This window comes from Sphingomonas sp. P4_G3 (assembly GCF_056401105.1).
This window is the reverse complement of sequence record NZ_JBFUJZ010000001.1, coordinates 255,951-272,737: the sequence shown is the minus strand read 5'-3', so window position 1 is coordinate 272,737 and position 16,787 is coordinate 255,951. Positions and strand designations below refer to the sequence as shown.

Annotated in this window: 22 protein-coding genes; 6 read left to right on the top strand and 16 right to left on the bottom strand. The window is 65.5% G+C overall.

All coding sequences use genetic code 11. The features are described 5' to 3' along the window. Positions 1-21 precede the first annotated feature (21 nt). The 10 genes from AC1DQQ_RS01295 to AC1DQQ_RS01250 all read right to left on the bottom strand — a co-directional run bounded on the left by AC1DQQ_RS01295 (position 22) and on the right by AC1DQQ_RS01250 (position 7,342). Positions 22-348, bottom strand: a complete 327-nt coding sequence (locus tag AC1DQQ_RS01295; RefSeq protein ID WP_478027748.1) for a hypothetical protein — start codon at positions 346-348, stop codon at positions 22-24. Positions 349-421: 73 nt separating this feature from the next. Then, positions 422-721: a chorismate mutase gene (locus tag AC1DQQ_RS01290; RefSeq protein WP_478027747.1), complete on the bottom strand. Its 300-nt coding sequence runs from the start codon at positions 719-721 to the stop codon at positions 422-424. Positions 722-940: 219 nt separating this feature from the next. Beyond that, the gene (locus AC1DQQ_RS01285) at positions 941-1,495 is read right to left on the bottom strand and encodes a F0F1 ATP synthase subunit B family protein (RefSeq protein ID WP_478044051.1); all 555 of its coding nucleotides are present in this window, start codon (positions 1,493-1,495) and stop codon (positions 941-943) included. Then, the gene (locus AC1DQQ_RS01280) at positions 1,488-1,982 is read right to left on the bottom strand and encodes a F0F1 ATP synthase subunit B family protein (protein ID WP_478040022.1); all 495 of its coding nucleotides are present in this window, start codon (positions 1,980-1,982) and stop codon (positions 1,488-1,490) included. The genes AC1DQQ_RS01285 and AC1DQQ_RS01280 overlap by 8 nt, the downstream gene beginning before the upstream one ends. A 21-nt stretch (positions 1,983-2,003) precedes the next feature. Then, positions 2,004-2,216: a F0F1 ATP synthase subunit C gene (locus AC1DQQ_RS01275; protein WP_066586696.1), complete on the bottom strand. Its 213-nt coding sequence runs from the start codon at positions 2,214-2,216 to the stop codon at positions 2,004-2,006. Between the two features lie 58 nt (positions 2,217-2,274). Then, a complete protein-coding gene (locus tag AC1DQQ_RS01270; RefSeq protein WP_478028233.1) occupies positions 2,275-3,060 on the bottom strand; it encodes a F0F1 ATP synthase subunit A in 786 nt (261 codons plus the stop codon). Beyond that, positions 3,057-3,341 carry an AtpZ/AtpI family protein gene (locus AC1DQQ_RS01265; RefSeq protein ID WP_478044050.1) on the bottom strand — a complete coding sequence of 95 codons (285 nt, stop codon included), beginning with the start codon at positions 3,339-3,341 and terminating at the stop codon, positions 3,057-3,059. The genes AC1DQQ_RS01270 and AC1DQQ_RS01265 overlap by 4 nt, the downstream gene beginning before the upstream one ends. Before the next feature lie 247 nt (positions 3,342-3,588). Next, complete coding sequence (locus AC1DQQ_RS01260) at positions 3,589-3,960, bottom strand: YdbL family probable chaperone protein (protein WP_478027743.1); 372 nt, start codon at positions 3,958-3,960, stop codon at positions 3,589-3,591. A gap of 14 nt (positions 3,961-3,974) precedes the next feature. Continuing rightward, positions 3,975-4,157: a YnbE family lipoprotein gene (locus tag AC1DQQ_RS01255; protein ID WP_478028232.1), complete on the bottom strand. Its 183-nt coding sequence runs from the start codon at positions 4,155-4,157 to the stop codon at positions 3,975-3,977. A 47-nt stretch (positions 4,158-4,204) separates the two neighbouring features. Further along, on the bottom strand, positions 4,205-7,342 hold the full coding sequence (locus AC1DQQ_RS01250; protein WP_478044049.1) for an intermembrane phospholipid transport protein YdbH family protein: 3,138 nt from the start codon (positions 7,340-7,342) through the stop codon (positions 4,205-4,207). A gap of 95 nt (positions 7,343-7,437) precedes the next feature. On the opposite strand from AC1DQQ_RS01250, the gene radC reads away from it, so the two are divergent. From radC to AC1DQQ_RS01225, 5 genes are all read left to right on the top strand, one after another. After that, positions 7,438-8,121: a RadC family protein gene (gene radC / locus AC1DQQ_RS01245; RefSeq protein WP_478040016.1), complete on the top strand. Its 684-nt coding sequence runs from the start codon at positions 7,438-7,440 to the stop codon at positions 8,119-8,121. Between the two features lie 112 nt (positions 8,122-8,233). Further along, on the top strand, positions 8,234-8,566 hold the full coding sequence (locus tag AC1DQQ_RS01240) for a hypothetical protein (RefSeq protein WP_478040014.1): 333 nt from the start codon (positions 8,234-8,236) through the stop codon (positions 8,564-8,566). 90 nt (positions 8,567-8,656) lie between these two features. Beyond that, entirely contained in the window at positions 8,657-9,511 is an 855-nt protein-coding gene (lepB, locus tag AC1DQQ_RS01235) for a signal peptidase I (RefSeq protein WP_478040012.1), read from the top strand. A 160-nt stretch (positions 9,512-9,671) separates the two neighbouring features. Then, a complete protein-coding gene (locus AC1DQQ_RS01230) occupies positions 9,672-11,342 on the top strand; it encodes an ankyrin repeat domain-containing protein (protein ID WP_478044048.1) in 1,671 nt (556 codons plus the stop codon). Next, entirely contained in the window at positions 11,332-11,793 is a 462-nt protein-coding gene (locus AC1DQQ_RS01225) for a DUF5990 family protein (protein ID WP_478044047.1), read from the top strand. The genes AC1DQQ_RS01230 and AC1DQQ_RS01225 overlap by 11 nt, the downstream gene beginning before the upstream one ends. Here AC1DQQ_RS01225 and AC1DQQ_RS01220 read toward each other — a convergent pair. From AC1DQQ_RS01220 to AC1DQQ_RS01195, 6 genes are all read right to left on the bottom strand, one after another. Beyond that, positions 11,768-12,064 (bottom strand): hypothetical protein, encoded by a 297-nt coding sequence (locus AC1DQQ_RS01220; protein WP_478044046.1) that lies wholly within the window; start codon positions 12,062-12,064, stop codon positions 11,768-11,770. The two genes, AC1DQQ_RS01225 and AC1DQQ_RS01220, sit on opposite strands and share 26 nt — an antisense overlap. A gap of 307 nt (positions 12,065-12,371) precedes the next feature. Then, positions 12,372-12,608: a hypothetical protein gene (locus AC1DQQ_RS01215; protein ID WP_478027737.1), complete on the bottom strand. Its 237-nt coding sequence runs from the start codon at positions 12,606-12,608 to the stop codon at positions 12,372-12,374. After that, positions 12,605-13,366: a DUF899 domain-containing protein gene (locus tag AC1DQQ_RS01210; RefSeq protein ID WP_478040004.1), complete on the bottom strand. Its 762-nt coding sequence runs from the start codon at positions 13,364-13,366 to the stop codon at positions 12,605-12,607. The genes AC1DQQ_RS01215 and AC1DQQ_RS01210 overlap by 4 nt, the downstream gene beginning before the upstream one ends. 30 nt (positions 13,367-13,396) lie before the next feature. Then, positions 13,397-13,879, bottom strand: coding sequence for an SRPBCC family protein (locus AC1DQQ_RS01205; RefSeq protein ID WP_478040002.1), 483 nt, complete (start codon positions 13,877-13,879; stop codon positions 13,397-13,399). Continuing rightward, positions 13,876-14,205 carry an ArsR/SmtB family transcription factor gene (locus tag AC1DQQ_RS01200; RefSeq protein WP_478044045.1) on the bottom strand — a complete coding sequence of 110 codons (330 nt, stop codon included), beginning with the start codon at positions 14,203-14,205 and terminating at the stop codon, positions 13,876-13,878. Before AC1DQQ_RS01200 ends, AC1DQQ_RS01205 begins: the two co-directional genes overlap by 4 nt. A gap of 142 nt (positions 14,206-14,347) precedes the next feature. Next, positions 14,348-14,914, bottom strand: a complete 567-nt coding sequence (locus AC1DQQ_RS01195; protein WP_478044044.1) for an EF-hand domain-containing protein — start codon at positions 14,912-14,914, stop codon at positions 14,348-14,350. Between the two features lie 330 nt (positions 14,915-15,244). On the opposite strand from AC1DQQ_RS01195, the gene purB reads away from it, so the two are divergent. After that, on the top strand, positions 15,245-16,561 hold the full coding sequence (gene purB / locus AC1DQQ_RS01190) for an adenylosuccinate lyase (protein ID WP_478039996.1): 1,317 nt from the start codon (positions 15,245-15,247) through the stop codon (positions 16,559-16,561). Positions 16,562-16,787 lie beyond the last annotated feature (226 nt).

Below are 16,787 nucleotides of genomic sequence, written 5' to 3'. Positions count from 1 at the left end.
CGGGCGTGAAGCTACCCCATGTTACTGGATCGCGGCGAGGTCGGTGGCGATCTTCTTGAGCACGTCGTCGGTGATCTTGCCACCCGACATCGGCGCGACCTGGTTGAGGCTCATCGACTTGAAGCTCTCATACATCGGATGCTGCGAGACGTCGCCGCCGAGATCGGCAGTGAGCACTTCCTTGGCCTTGGCGTCGGCTTCGATCGTCTCGATCGGAGTGTCGAGGGTGAACTTGCCGGCGGCGGCCGGAGCAGCGGCCGCGGGCGCGACCGGCGCGGGCGCGGGCGTAGCGGTAGGAGCCGGCGCGGTCTGACCGGCGAGCAGAGCGATAGCGATCAGCGACATCATGTTTTCGTTCTCCCCTAAAGGTTGGGCCGGTGTGGCGGCGATTGGCGTCGGAATTATGGCAGCCACCCTGCCATCAGGCGCGATGCTGATCCCAGCGATCGAATTCATAGGCGATCGAGCCTTCGACCAGCCGTTCCCACAAGTCGCCGACGAGCTGGGACGGCACGCCCGCGGTTTCGGCGGCGGCTTTGGCGTTGGCGATGACTTGCGCCTTGCGGCCTTCGTCGCGGACCGTGCCGCGATCTTGCTTGATCCGCGCGGCAGCGGTCATGAAGCGGAACCGGATCGCCAGCAGGTCGACGATCTGTCGGTCCACCGCATCGACGCCGGCACGGACGTCGGTCATCGTCTGGCAGTCTTCGGGGGAAATCATGACGGCGTCCCCTAAGGGGTAAGGCAGTCAGCGGCAATGGTTCGGGATGACCGCGCCTCTCTTCCTCCGTCATCCCGGCCTTGTGCCGGGATCCAACGGGCCGCGAGCTGGAAGCTGGAGCCTCTCGTCCAGGGCTTGCGRCACCTTGGATCCCGGCACAAGGCCGGGATGACGACGGAGGTGGAAGTATCGCAGCCCGTCTTAACGGGCCGGGAAAGCTCAGTTGAGCCGCGACAGTCCGGCGATGGTCTTGTCGACCAGCTTGGCGTCGGCGGCGGCGCCATGGCTGTCGGCGATGATCGACGTGGCGGCGCGGGTCGCGACATCGGCGGCCTTGGCACGAACCTCGGCGACCGCGGCGCGCTCGGCGGCGCCGATCTTGTCCTCGGCCATCTTGCCGCGGCGCGCGACCAATTCGGTCGCGTCGGTTTGCGCCTTGGCGACTAGAGCGGCGGCTTCCTGTTCGGCATGGGCGACGATCGCCGCGGCATCGGACGCCGACGACGCATCGCGCTTCTTCGCTTCGACAAGCAATGCCTCGGCCTCGGCGCGCAACGCGGCGGCCTCATCGAGTTGCTGGCGGATCGTCGCGATCTTGCCGTCCAGGATGCGGCCGATCAGCGCCGGCACTTTCTGCCAGAGCATGATGCCGATCACGCACAGCATCGCCAGCGCCACCCAGGCCGGCGGGGTCAAGCCCAATGCCGACGGCTCATGGTGAAGCTCGGTGGTGCCGGTTTCCTTGGCCAGCGTGGTCGCCTGGAGATTAGCCATTGGCCAGTTCCGCTTTCACTCGTGCCGCCACCGTCGCGCGGTCGGGCGTGACGCCCGACAGCTTGGCGACGATCGCCTCGACCGCATCCACCGTGGCATCCTCGATCCCGGCGAACGCGGTCGCCTTGGCCGTATTGATGCGCGCGGTGGCCTCGGCCAGCGCCTTTTCCTGGTCGGCATTGCCCGCCTTGATCGCCTGTTCGGTCGATGCGGTGGCTTTCGCCTTGGCCTCGCCGACCAGCTTCAGGGCCTGGCTGCGCGCGCCGTCGAGGCTGGCGGTATAGCCTTCCTCGGCTGCGCGCGCGGTGTCGCGCGCTTCCTCCGCCGCGGCGATGTCGGCCGAGACGCGAGCGTTACGATCGTCGATCGTCCGCTCGATCTTCGGCACCATCGCCCGGCCGATCCCGAAATAGACCGCCGCGAACACGATCGCGAGCCAGAACAGCTGCGACGCGTAGATGGAGGCTGCTTGGGATATCTGAGGCATCGGAAGCGCTCGTTTTGCTGCTTACTTGACGACGAACAGGATCAGGATCGCGACGACGAACGCGATCAGACCCAGAAGCTCGGCGGCCGCGAAGCCGATGAACAGGCGCCCCTGCTGGCCGTCGGCGGCCGACGGGTTGCGCAGCGCGCCTTCGAGGAACGAGCCGAACACGTTGCCCACGCCGAGCGCGGCCGCGCCGACGCCGATCGCCGCGAGACCGGCACCGATGTACATCAAACCATGATCAGTCATTTTAAACTCCCAGAATAATCTACAGCATTGAAAACGGGACTTAGTGCAGGTGCACCGCGTCGTGGAGATACAGCGAGGTGAGCAGCGCGAACACATAGGCCTGGATCGCGCAGACCAGCAGTTCGAGCGCCGAAACGCCCAGGATCATCAGGAAGCTGCCGATCCACACGACGAAGCCGATCGGGCTGCCGCTGAGGCCGGCATTGAGCCCCTGGACCGCGAAACTGCCGAACACTTCGAGCAGGATGTGCCCCGCGGTCATCGCGACGAACAGCCGCAGACCCAGCGAGAACGGGCGCACCAGGAACGAGATCAGCTCGACCGGGACGATCACCGGCAGCAGCACCAAAGGCGCGCCGTGCGGCACGAACAGCGAGAAGAATTTCAGGCCATGCTTCCAGAAGCCGACCGCCAGCACGATCCCGAACGAGAAGAACGCCAGCACCGCGGTCACCGTGATGTGGCTGGTGACGGCGAAGGTATGGAGGTGCGGAATGATCGCCAGCGGCAGCACGCCGACCAGATTGGCGAACAGGATGAAGAAGAACAGCGAGAACACGTACGGCGCGAACTTCTTGCCGCCCTTGCCGATGTTCACATTGACCATCGAATCGATGAACGACACCGCGCTTTCGGCCGCGACTTGCCAACGGCCGGGGATCAGCTGACGCTTCAGCCCGCCTGCCATGAAGACGGCCAGCAGCACGAACACGACGACCATGAACAGCGCCGAGTTGGTGAACGAGACGTCGTAGCCGAAAAGCTTGAGATCGATCAGGTGACCGACCTCGAACTGTTCCATCGGGTTGATGTCGCCGGCCATTATTCGGCTCGCTCCTTAGAAATGCGGTAGATGTTGCGGAACGCGACGATGATCGCGAGCGCGAGGAAGGTCAGCAGCAGCCAGGGGCTGGCCCCGAGCCAGTAATCGAGCGCCCAGCCGACGATGCCGCCGCCGAGCGGGGCGCCGATCAGTTCCATCAGGACGCGCGAGCCCTGGCCGTACCCCTTGGAGGGTTGCGGCCCGGCGCCCGAACGCGCCTCTTCAGCGGCGCGCGCTGCGGCGATCCGGCTGTCGAGGTCAGTATTCTGGCGATCGTCGGCCAAGGCGCTGAAACATCCTGATAAAGAAACGCCGCCACGCTCTGGCAAGCGGGCGACGATCGGGGCAGCGGAAAGGCCACAGCCCCCGTTTGCTGAGCGCGCGTTTAGGAAAGCGGCCGGACCGAGTCAACCGTCCGAAGGGATAAGCAAAAGCGGAGTGCCTGATTTCTGAATCAGGCACTCCGCTCTAGTTATTTGTGATCGCATCGCTGTTTGCGGAAAACCGGCACCCACTTTTCCGCGCGATACTCTAGATGCAGCGCGGATCGCGCTTCGGCGCGGCGGCAGTGCGCGTCTGCCAATTACCCGCGGGATCGCGATATTTCTCGCCCGGCGCGGTCTTGAGGATCAGGTTGCACCCGGTGGTGAAGGCCATTTCCTCGACCGTCGAGCCGCTCGCCGCGCTCTTCTGGGTATAGACCGCCTTGCGCTGGATGTTGATCTTGTTGACCAGCGCGGACAGGTCCTTGGTCGGGGCACCGACCGCGCCGATATAGCCATCGGGCAGTTCGCCGATCTGTCCCGCGGCGCGCGCCGCGGCATAAGCGGGGTCGCGCTCCTGCGCCGTCGCCGGCAGCGCGATCGCGATCAGGGTGCCCAGCAGCAGGGCGGAAGCAGTCATGGTCCGTTTCATCGTCAGAATATCCCCGGATTCTCGTCGATCAGCGCCTTGGCCTGGCCGTCCAGTTTATACACCACTTGCTGAGTGATGTTGATGTTCAGATTGATCTCGATCGGCTTGTCCGGCGCGGTCACGTTGACGCAACCGCCCAGCAATCCGGTGGCGCAGGTCGCGCCGATCAATACCATCCGTCGCATCTTCCTGGTGGTCAGGCTCAATCGCTCCATCGTCAATCCTGTTCGTATCATGGCTTGGTCTCGCTTGCGGGAGGCTGAACGGGTCGCACACCCGGCTGGATCTTGTTCTGCTCGCGGATCAGCGCGGGCAGGTTGCGCTTTATCAGCAGCGTGGGGTCGTAGAAGCTCTGCGCCGAATCGAGCAGCGAGCGGAAAGGCGCGCGGATCTTGACGTTGAACACGAATGGCAGCCGCTGCAACCGGCGGATCAGGAAGTTGGACTTGGTCCCTTCCCCCTGACTGACCCCGGCGAAATGCGCCTCGGTGATGACTTCGCCCGCCAGCGGGCCGTTCAAGGTCAAATCGAGGTTGCGATAGCGCAGCGACTTCAGGGCCTGGAACGCCAGATTGCCCCACACGCCGACATCCTCCTTGGTGACCTGACCGACATAAGCCAAAGTGCCGCCGCCGGGACGCACGTGCAATTCGCCCTTTTCGATCCGCCCGCCGGTGATGTCGAAAGTCATCGGCAGCGTGCCGTCGAACACGCCGGTCGCGTTCAGATTCTTGAAGTTGAATTGCTGCAGGAATTGCGCGGCATCGACCGCGGTCAGGCGGAAGGTCAAATGCCGGCCGCCGGGATCCGCGAAATCGAGCAAGGTCGGGGCGAGATCGAGCCGCCCGCCGGCAAACGGCCAGCGCGCGTCGGTGACCTGGATGCGCTGCGGGCCGAGCAACTGATAATGGACCACTCCGTCACTGACGGTGATGCCGGTATCGATCGTCTTGACCGTCGCGACCTGATCGGGCGCGGACACCATCCCCAGCAAATCGGTGAAGCGGATTTCGCCCGACAAGCCGGCGACCGGGCCGAACGCGGCGGCAAGATTGGCGTTCTGCGTGCGGAACACGCCATTGCTGGTCACCGCCTGCGGGATCCAGGCGATATGGCCGTGGCCGGTCACCGTGCCCGCGACATCGGCGATTACGCCTTCTGTCACTGGCGTCAGCGCTTCGGGCTGGAATCCTTTGGTGAAGGTCAGGCCGGTGACGTCGATATCGGCCGAGCCCGAGCCGCTCGACAAATCGTGGGCGATCGCGACGTCGGCGACCTTCACCGCGCCGTTGGTCGTGGTCAGCTTGCCGGTCGCGGCGAGGCGATTGTCGGCGAGCGTCAGCGACACGTCGCGGCCAGCCAACTGCCTGAAGCGCCGATCGTGCGCGGCATCCGCCACCGTCAGCGCGCCGCCGACCAGCAACCGCCCGTTCTCCATCCGCCACGTCCCCGCCGCTTGCGACAGGATCAGCGGCACCGCGCCGATTTGGCCGCCGGCATCGTCGAACTTGCCGCCGATCGATTGGCCGAAGCTGCCGTCGAGCGTCGCGATATCGAGCCGGGTCAGTCGCTCAGGCGCGCCGAGCCGCACCGCCAGGCGATCGAGGACGAAATGGCGGTCGCCGAGCCGCAAGGTCGCCTGTGCTACAGCGAGCGCAAGCGGGCTGCTGCCAAGTGCACCGTTGAGCCGAAGGTCGCGCGCCACCGCGCCGCCGCCGATCCGCCCGCCCGCGATCCGCAGCATCGCGCCGTCGACCGGGCAAAGCTGCGTCCGGAACCCGCGCGCATCCAATCCGGAGAGGCGCAGCCGCGCGATCGCCACCGGCGCGCAGGCCGGGTTGACCGCGAGGCTCCCGCGCCCATCCCATTGCGCGAGCAGCGGCAGCCGCAGCCCGTCCACCGCGCCGCCGGGGAGCGGGCCGGACACTGTCGCTTCGCTCTCGATCCGCGTCCGCCCGTCGAGCCCGGCGCTGAACCGGACCGGCGCGAGCGCGAGGCGCGCATTGCCGGCCTCGTAGGGCTCCATCGTCGCGGTGCCGGTGATCGGCGCGCCGGCGCGCTGCTGATCGAGATGCGCGCTGAGATCGGGCAATCCGCCGCCGCCGGCGACGAGATCGCCGCGCAGGATGACGCCACCGTTGGGCCAGACGATCTGCGCGCCGTCGCGGCTGGTCAGCGTGATGCTCGCGCCGCTATCGGCGACCGCGAGCAGACGCGACAGCTTGACCGCGCCCCGCCCGCCATCGGTTGCCGCCGACAGTTCGGCGGACAAGGCGAACTCGCGCGCCGCATCGTCCAGCGCGCGGGCAAGCTGGGCGCCCAGCGGCGCGAGCGGCGTGCCCGCGCCGGACGATCCCCATGACCGGAAGTTGGCACGGATCGCGTCGGGCAAGGCGGCACGTCCCAGCTGCGCCTTGCCGGTGAACGCGCTTTTTGCATCGGCATAGCGATAAGCGCCGTCGATCGCCGCCGCCTGACCGGCAATGCCGCCGCCGGTCAACCGGTCGGCAGTGAGCCGGGCCGTGCCCTGGATTCCATGCGCAGTGCCGGCAAAGCCGAGCGATCCGGCGATCGCTTCGGCGTTCAGCGACGGCGCGGTCACCCGATCGGCGACGAGATTGGCATGGCCGTTCCAGCGATCGAACGTCTGCGCGACCGCCGCGTCGATATCGGCGCGAAACCGGGTCGCGCCGTTGCCATTGCAGCCCGCTTCGCCCGCGCGCACCGGACCGCGGAGATGGATCGCGTCCGAGCGGATATCGATCCTGAGCGCGGCGACTGCCTTGTCGGCCGCGCAGGCGCCGCTCGCGATCCGCGCGCTGATCGCCGCCACTTGCCCCTGGAACCCGCCGTCGAGCCGACCGCTGCCTGACGCCTTCAGGCCCACCACGCCCTGCGGCGCCTCCAATCGCATGCGGCCGTCCTGAAGGTCGAGCTGGATCGCGGGCAATCGAAAGGCGCCGCCTGCCCCCTTGGGAATCAGCCGGTCGAGCGCCCCCAGCGACAGCGCGCCGTCAACGATCCGCGCGCGCGTCCGCACATGCCCGGCGCGGACCCCGGTGACATGCGCGCCGCCGAAATCGACCGAGGTCTGCACTTCCACCCAATCGGCGATGAGGTCGGGATGCGCGGGATCGCCGATGACGATATTGGTGAGGCGCTGATGGCCGAGCGCAAGGTCCTCGATCGTATAGCGCGCCGGGACCTTTGCCTGCGACAAGACATCGTCAATGAAATGCTCGGCGACCGGCTTGCGCGCCAGCCACAGTCCGGCGAGCACGACCAGCAGCAGCCCGAGCGCGACGCCGAGCCGAAACCGGATACGACGGGCGCGCGACGGGCGGGCAATATCCGGCTCGCTCTCGGTCATCGGGCCCTTGCTTGTTGTCATTAACCACCACGCTACACGCCGCAACGGCACCGGGGCAATTGCGTCGCCCCGGATCGCCGATTAACCCGTGACAGATGGGGGACGTTCCGGAACCGGATCATCTTGGTCACCGCGCGCGGTTGCGGCAACGGCTGCTCGCCGATGCCGACGGCCTGCTCGACCACGAATTGATCGAATATCTGCTCGCGCTCGCCATCCCGCGGCGCGACACCAAGCCGCTGGCTTATGCCTTGCTGCGCGAGTTCGGCGGGATCGCCGGCCTGCTGACCGCCGCGCCCGAGGAACTGGCGCGGGTCAAGGGCATGGGCGAGACGTCGGTCGCCGCGCTCAAGATCGTGCAGGCGACCGCGTTGCGCCTGCTGAGAGCGGAAGTGGCGGAGAAGCCCTTACTGTCCAATTGGCAAGCGGTGCTCGATTACCTCCGCGCCGACATGGCGCATCACGGCAACGAGCGGGTCCGCGTGCTGCACCTGAACACGCGCAACATGCTGATCCGCGACGAGCTGATGAACGAAGGCTCGATCGACGAGGCCCCGGTCTATGTCCGCGAAGTCATCCGCCGCGCGATCGACCTCAAGTCCGCGTCGATCATCCTGGTGCACAACCACCCCTCGGGCGATCCATCCCCGAGCCGTGCCGATATCGACCTGACGCGTGCGGTGGTCGAGGCGGGCAAGAAGATGGGGATCGCAGTGCACGATCATATCATCGTCGGGACGAAGGGATTTGTGAGTCTGCGGGGTCAGGGGTTGATTTAGGAGCGGCGACCATTCCGTTGCGCAGTCGCAGCGGCGTGTTCGATATGCTAGGCTGTAAGAAGCTGCAGACCCGCAAGGGCCATCGCGCAACGGAGCATGCAAGGTGACGGATATGCGGACGCCGAAAAAGAGCGAGACGATCGAAATCCGGCTGTCTTACGACGCCAAATCCGCCTTTGTCCGCCGCTGCCACGAGGATGGGGTTTCGGCCAGCGAAGCGATCAGGACGATGATCGACGGCAGGATGGCGGATCGCGACGATAGGACGGTCGTACGCCGGGCGCATCGGCGCACCATCGCCGCGATCATCGCCGGGATGGTGCTTGGCGCGGGTGTGGCTGTCCCTGCCCTGGCGCATGGAAACCAGACCAGCCATGCCGCTTTCGATCAGCTTGATCGCAACCATGACGGGGTGTTGAATTACGGCGAATTCAGCGCCCGTTGAGGCACTGAGCTTTCTGTCCGGACCATAATTCGGGCGTGTCCGGACACGACATTGCTGGAGCTGAGGGCCATCTTGCGGCCTTCTCGGGGCATGACAAAAGCCGCCTCCGCACAGTCCCGCCGCATCCACTGGTTCAGGGAAATCCGCAGCCTCGCAGGCCTGGTGCTCCTTGTTGCGGCCGTTCAGAGCCTCATCGCCAAGCCCTTTTATATCCCTTCCGAATCCATGATGCCCACCCTGCTGGTCGGAGATCGGCTCGTGGTCAGCAAATGGCCATATGGCTGGTCCTACACCTCTCCGATCCTGCACCTGCTCCCGTTCGTGCATGGGCGGCTTCTGGGCGGGCTGCCCGGTCGCGGCGACGTCGTCATCGTGACGCCGCCGGACGCTGGTCGACGCGGGGAGGACTTGATCAAACGGGTGATCGGCCTGCCTGGAGACGTCGTCCGGGTAACCGGTGGTCGCCTTTGGCTCAATGGACAGCCGGTCGCCGTTCGCGATGAAGGCTATCTACTGATGCCCGTCGACGGAAACTTTCGCTGCGATGCGCACGATGCGGATCCGGAGCGAGCGTTCCCCGGCTTCGCGATGGCGCGGATCACCGGCGCCGACGGACAGCCCTATTGCCGGCTCCATATCATCCGGGAAACGCTGCCCAATCGCCGATCCTATGACACAATCGATTTTGGACCCAGCGCCGGAGACGATTTCCCGGCCTATAAAGTACCGGAGGGACACGTCTTTCTGATGGGCGACAACCGGGACATGAGCGCGGACAGCCGAGTGCCGACCGAGCTGAACGGTCTGGGCGGCGCCGTGCCGATCGAGAATATCGGAGGAAGAGCCGAGTTCGTCACCTACTCGCTCAATGGACGCGCAACGTGGAATCCCCCGAGCTGGTTTTCGATGTTCCGCGGCGGCCGGGCCGGCACATCGCTCCGTTGACAGTCCCAACCGTATCCCCGATACTCCCGCCCAGAGCGCATCTGGAGCGCCACCTGTCCGCGGCAAGGGAGCTTCTCCCATCCAGCTAAAAACGATACTTACGAACCCTTCTTCCGGCCTTTCGTAAGCGGACGTCTGGCATTTGGAAGGAAGGTTTCCGATGCGTCGTACGCTCACGCCCAAGACCAATCTCGATACCCTGCGCAAGGACGCCAAACGCTGGCTGAAAGCCATTCGCGCGGGCGATGTCGCCGCGATCGCGCGGCTGCGCGACGCCGGCGCGAAACCGTCCGGCGATCCCGGACTGCGCGACGTGCACCAAGCGCTCGCGCTCGAATATGGCTACGAAAGCTGGGTCGCGCTCAAGGCGGCGATCGCCGATCTCGCGCTCGATCGCCAAAGCTATGCCGAACGACTCGACCAGGTGTTGCTGCACGGCTGGGACGGCGATCCCGCCGTCGCTCGGCGGATCGTCGATCGCCATCCGGTCATCGCGCGCGACAGCGTGTTCACTGCTGCTACGTGCGGCGATATCGGCGAGGTCGAGCGGCGATTGGCGCGCGACCCCGGTGCCGCGCTCGCAGTGGGCGGCCCGAAGAATTGGACCGCGCTCGCTTATGTCGCTTACGGCCGGCTCGATCCCACGAACGGCATGGCGATTGCGCGGCTGTTGCTGGCGGCGGGCGCGAATCCGAACTTCTCGTTCAACGATGGCTGGGACAATTCCTTCACCCTGGTGACCGGCGCGATCGGCCTGGGCGAAGGCGCCAAATCGAGCCATCCCCAGGCGACCGAGTTGGTCGACCTGCTGGTCGCCGCCGGCGCGTCGCCGTTCGATACCCAGGCGCTCTACAACATCTCGATCGTCGGCCACGACGTCTATTGGTACGATCTGCTGTGGCGGCATTGCGAGGCGCAAGGGGTGACCGAGCGCTGGCGCGATGCGGTCAGCTATCGCATCGGCGGGAACCGGCCGCTCAACCCGCTCGACTATCTGCTAGGCAATGCGGTCGGGCAGAACCATCTGGAGCGCGCCGAATGGCTGCTGGAGCGGGGCGCCAACGCCGATACGCCGCATGCCTATACCGGCCAGCCGGTCCATGCGCTGGCGCAGCTTTCCGGGTTCGTCGACATGGCCGCCTTGCTCGAGCGCCACGGCGCCACGCCGGTGGCACTGAGCGGCGCGCAGGCGTTCCGAGCGGCGTGCCTGCGCGGCGACGAAGCGAGCGCGCGGGCACTGCTCGCGGGCAATCCGCAATTGGTGACCAATCCCGCCCTGCTGCTGGCGGCCGCGGAGTTCGGCAATGCGCCCGCCATTGCTTTGTTGCTATCGTTGGGTGCCGATGTCGGCGGAGGCGATCATGAGGGGATCAGCCCGCTACACCGCGCGGTGCAGTCGGGATCGCTGGAGGCGGCGAATCCGTTGATCGCCGCGGGTGCCGAGATCGATCGCCGCGAGCGCAAATGGAACGGGACGCCGCTCAGTTGGGCAGTCGTGCTCGGGCAACCGCAGATGGTGGATCTGCTCGCACCGTTGAGCCGCGATATGTGGCCGCTGGTGCATCTCGGCCTGACCGAGCAGCTCGCTGCCGTGCTGAGCGCCGATCCCGATCTCGCCAATCGAGCGCGGGTGAACAAAGATACCCCGACGCCGCTTTTCTTCCTGCCCGACGACGAGGACAAAGCGGTCGACGTCGCGCGCATCCTGTTGCGCCATGGCGCCGATCCGCGGATGCGCAACAAGAGCGGCCAGACCGCGATCGAGGCGGCGCGGTGGCGCGATCTCGACGAAGCGGCGGATTTGATGGAGGGCTGGCGCCATGACGGCTGAACGATCGGCGCTGCCGCTGCGTATCGTGGTCGACCGACCCGTGCCGGGTGTCGCGCTGGCGCTTCAACGCGGCGCCAGCGGCAAGGCGACGCTAATCGGGCCGGTTGATCGCTCGGCCGACGCGCTCGTGTTCGAGCTCGACGTCACGCTGGACGGCAGCACTGCCACCGGCGGGCCGCGCTTGCTCGGGCCGTTCGTCCAGGGGCCGCCGACCGCGCGGTTCGTCTATCTCAGTATCGGTGCAAGCGCCGGCCAGATCGGCTCGCCTTGGCAGCGCCGCGCCAAGGTGCCGCTTGGCGCGATCGACTGGCAAAAGATCGAGGCGCTGGCGCCGGGCGAGCGCCTGACCGCGCATTTCAACGGCACCGCGCGCGACGGCAGTCCCGCCTGCGCCACCGTGCCGATCCTGCCGCCGGGCTGGGTGGCTAGGCGATCTTCTGCGCCCGGATGACGTTGAATTTGTCCTTGCTGATGGTCAGACGCAGCACTGGTCCTGGTCTTGGTGGGGGTTCGACTTCGACCACCCAGGTGTCCGCGGTATCCTTGATCGAATAATGTTCGCGGGGTCCGGGCGTTAGGCAGTCACCGGCCATCCCGATCTTGCGTGCGAACAATTGGGCCGACGCCAGCGCCTTTCGAGTCTCCGGCCCCAGCGATGCCGTGGGCTGGGGCTGCGAACATGCCGTTGCAGCGAGCACGACAAGGAGGAGGACGCGCCTCATGCAGATATGAGATCACATTACATTTCATTACGCAAGCTGGCTCGTGCCCCGGGGTTCGATGCAGCAAGCCGAAGGCCGATGAATCGCTATTTCCCTCTCCCGCTTGCGGGAGAGGGAGGGGCCCGCCGCCGGTGGCGGTGGGAAGGTGAGGGTCTTCTTTCTTCTCCCAAGCGGAAGGGCCAAAAAAAGAAGAAAGAAGACCCTCACCCAACCCTCTCCCGCAAGCGGGAGAGGGCAATCAACGAAGCACAGACAACGCCCCGCGCTCGGACTCGCAACCAAAGCCCGTGACCGCGCGACGTAAGGTCTAACCCGCCACCGATCGCCCGGCGATCACCTTCAGCCAGGGCGCCGCATGGAAGACGCTCATCAGCAGGTACATTGGCACCATGCCGCCCAGGGGAAAGCCCGTCGTGCCCGAGCATAACACCATCGGGCCGCTGCCCAGGCTCGTCAGCACGGCCATCGCCGCGAAGGTCGGCGATGCCGCCAGGCCCAGCCATTTGGCGAGCCCCGCGCTGCCGGCTGCGCCCGCGGTGATCATGCCTTATCCCCGTTGCGGAGCGCGGCCTCGCCGGAATCGGACACTTCGACCCATTTGGGATCGGGCGCGGCTTGCTCGGCCTCGTAATTGTCGTGCCAGTTCCACCATTTATAGGGCGGCGTCTGGGGATAGCCCTCGGGCGAATCCTCCCACGCTTCCTGGCGACCGAGCGGGGTGATGTCGAGAAAGTTCCAGGTCGAGCCCATCGCCTCGTCGCCGCGATTGTTGATGTAATAGGTGCGATAGATCTGCCCGTCCTCCCGGATGAAGACGTTATGGCCATGCCATTCGTCCACCCCGAAATCGGCATCGAAGCTGTCGGTGATCGTGTACCAGGGCATGTCCCAGCCCATCCGCGCCTTCAGCCGCGCGATATCGGCTTGCGGCGCGCGCGAGGCGTAGGCCAGCGTGGTGTCGCGGGCATTGAGATGCGCGAGATGCGCGACCTGATCGGCACCGAACGAGCAGCCGCGACAACCATGATCGGGCCAGCCGAACACGCCGGGTTCGAAAAAGGCGCGATAGACGATGAGCTGGCGCCGGCCCTCGAACAGGTCGAGCAGGCTCACTGCGCCATCCGGCCCCTCGAACCGATAGTCCTTGTCGACCAGCATCCACGGCATCCGCCGACGCTCGGCGGCGAGCGCGTCGCGGGCGCGGGAGAAGACCTTCTCCTTGACCAGCATGCGCTCCCACGCCGCGGTCCAGTCGGATGCCGGCACCGTCGGTGGGCGGTTCTCGAGTTTGCTGTCTTGCATGACATTCCTCCTGATCAGAAAGGCTTGCGATCACTGCGTCTTGGTCGACGCCTCTTCCTCGGTCACCGCGCCGATCCGGCCAATGACTTGGGTCCAACCGCCGCTCATGTTGCGATAGGCAGTCTCGTTCTTCGGCAGGACGAAGCCCGAATGGACGACGCGCAGCCGGGTGCCGCCAGCGACTTCCTCCAGCGTGAAGGTCACGATCGTGTCGAGCCGCGATCCGTAGCCGACATTGGCCTCGTCGCCGCCCTTCCACGAATAGGATAGGCGCTCGCCCGGCACGACCTCGATCACTTCACACTGGATCGTCCCGTCCCAGGCGCCCGCGGGCGAGGTCTTGTAGGTGAAACGATTGCCGACCACCGGCTCGTAGCCATTGGGCGTCATGTTGAGCCAGCGCCCCATCAGGTCGCTGGTGGCCAGCGTCTTCCACACCGTGGCCGGCGCATGCGGGAACACTTCGTCGATCACGATGTCTCGCGTGTCGGCGTGCAAGATGGCGTCGGTCACGAATCGATCTCCTTGAGCAAATCACGCAGATTGGCGAAGCGGTTGCGCCAGAAGGCGTCGTAATGGCTCAGCCAGTCGAACAGCGGCGCGAGCCCATCGGGCGTCGCGCGATAGAAGACGTTCCGCCCTTGCGGGCGTTCGGCGACGAGCCCGGCCAGCTTCAGCGATTTGAGGTGTTGCGAAATCGCGCCCTGGGTGACGCCGCTCGCGCGGGTCAGTTCGGCGACATTGACCTCTCCGCCGCGCGCGAGTTGCTCGAACACGGCCCGGCGGGTCGGGTCGGCCAGGGCGCGCATGACGGCGTCGACGGGCAAGGCAGGAAGCATGCGAATCGATTAGCCAATACTAATCAATTAGTCAATACTAATGTTTTATCCGCTCGCGGCGGAGATAGATGCGCACGAAAAAGGGCCGCCGCGCCAAGGGGAAAACGCGGCGGCCCTCTGCGTGGGCGTCGTGGGAGTTAGATTACGACGCCTTTTGACCCGAAGCCTGTGAGAGGAAATTGGTCAGCTCATCCTTCGATACCGACTTGGACTTGTCGGTGTCGGCCTGGGTAAAGGCCTGGGCGACCCAGCCCTTGTTCGCGGCATCGTCCTTCACCGACGGATCGGCCTTGGTGCGCAGCGCGGTCATCCACGCGCCGAACTCGGTCTTGCTCAGCGAGCCGTTCTTGTTCCTGTCGTAGGTGCCGAACTCGCCGTTGACGACATCGGCGACCTGCGCGCCCTGGCCGGACGGCGCCGGATTGGCCGCCTGAGCGTCGGCTGGGGGCGCAGTCGGCGCGGGTGCCGTTTGCGGCTGAGCATCGGCAGTGGTCGGCGCCGGCGGCGTCGTCGGAGCCGCGGTGGTTGGTGCCGACGTGGTCTGTGGCGCCGGATTGGTCGCGGTCGGTGTCTCCGGCACCGGCGCGGTCTGCGGCTGCGCAGGTGCAGCGTTAGTATCCGGCTGCGGTGTTGCAGTCTGCGGCTGGTTCTGCGCCAATACAGGCGTAGAAATCAGAAAGGCACTAGCTAATAATACATGCTTCAGCATGGCAAATCTCCTTGCAATTTGGACCTGTTTCTGCGAAGCGGTTGTTCACCACCCCATGCGAATTGCTCTAGTAGAACATTCGACTTTCGATATGGGTCCGAAATTTCCAATATGGAAGGCCGATTTGTCCCGCGATTGGCGCAGGTCGTCGTGGACTTGTGCTTTGGTTGCGACGAGCTGACTCACGATTTTAGGGAACCGTCACTTCGGCACCACAGTGGGCAACCGGGAACCCCTTTCCCCGGTTGGCCCGTAAAGGCGATTGAGGGTCGGGACCGCGCTTGCTATCGGCGCGGACATTCCCGGCATCCCGTTTTCGAAAGGCCCTTCATGGTCCCGCGCTATTCCCGTCCCGACATGACCGCGATCTGGGCCCCGGAGGAGCGCTTCAAGATCTGGTTCGAGATCGAGGCGCACGCCACCGACGCGCTGGCCGAGCTCGGCGTGGTACCCAAGCAAGCCGCCGCCGCTCTATGGGCGTGGTGGGCAACCAATCCCAAGATCGACGTCGCAGCGATCGATGCGATCGAAGCAGTGACCAAGCACGACGTCATCGCCTTCCTGACCTGGGTCGCCGAGAATGTCGGCGATGAGGCGCGGTTCATGCACCAGGGCATGACCTCGTCCGACGTGCTCGACACCTGCCTGGCGGTGCAATTGGCGCGCGCGTCGGATATCCTGCTGACCGATATCGATGCGCTGCTGGTGGTGCTCAAGCGCCGTGCCGAGGAGCACAAGCTGACCCCGACGATCGGGCGCAGCCACGGCATCCATGCCGAGCCGGTGACGTTCGGGCTCAAGCTGGCAGAGGCTTATGCCGAATTCGCGCGCAATCGCGAGCGGCTGGTCGCGGCGCGCAAGGATATCGCCACCTGCGCGATTTCAGGCGCGGTCGGCACCTTCGCCAATATCGACCCGCGCGTCGAAGCGCATGTCGCCGAGAAGCTCGGCCTGGCGGTCGAGCCGGTCTCGACCCAGGTGATCCCGCGCGACCGCCATGCGATGTTCTTCGCGACCCTGGGCGTGATCGCCTCGTCGATCGAGCGACTGGCGGTCGAGATCCGTCACCTCCAGCGCACCGAAGTGCTCGAGGCGGAGGAATATTTCTCGCCCGGGCAAAAGGGCTCGTCGGCAATGCCGCACAAGCGCAACCCGGTGCTGACCGAGAATCTGACCGGGCTCGCCCGCATGGTGCGCAGCGCGGCGATCCCGGCGATGGAGAATGTCGCCCTGTGGCACGAGCGCGATATCAGCCATTCCTCGGTCGAGCGCTATATCGCCCCCGACGCCACGATCACGCTCGACTTCGCGCTGGCACGGCTGACCGGGGTGATCGACAAATTGCTGATCTATCCGGCGCGGATGGAGAAGAACCTCAACAAAATGGGTGGCCTGGTCCATTCGCAGCGAGTGCTGCTGGCGCTGACCCAGGCTGGGGTCAGCCGCGAGGATTCGTACCGGCTGGTCCAGCGCAACGCGATGAAAGTGTGGGAATCGGACGGCGAGCTCTCGTTGCTCGAATTGCTCAAGGCCGATCCCGAAGTGACCGCGGCGCTGTCGCCGGCCGAGATCGAGGAGAAGTTCGACCTCGATTACCACCTCAAGCATGTCGACACGATCTTCGCGCGGGTGTTCGCGGACGCCTGAGCATGGGCCGACTGTGCCCTTTTAGGCACATCCGGATGCAACATGGCAACACAAGTGCAAATGCTGCAACTGCGAAGGATTGAAACAATATTGCGTGTTAGCGCAACTATTTCCATATGCCTCCCAGCCGGACTGATCCGGCTCTAAGGAGAAGCAACCATGCGTATCATGGAAATGCTGGCCACCGCGATGGTGAGTGTCGGCAGCCTGGCGCTGGTGGCGGGGG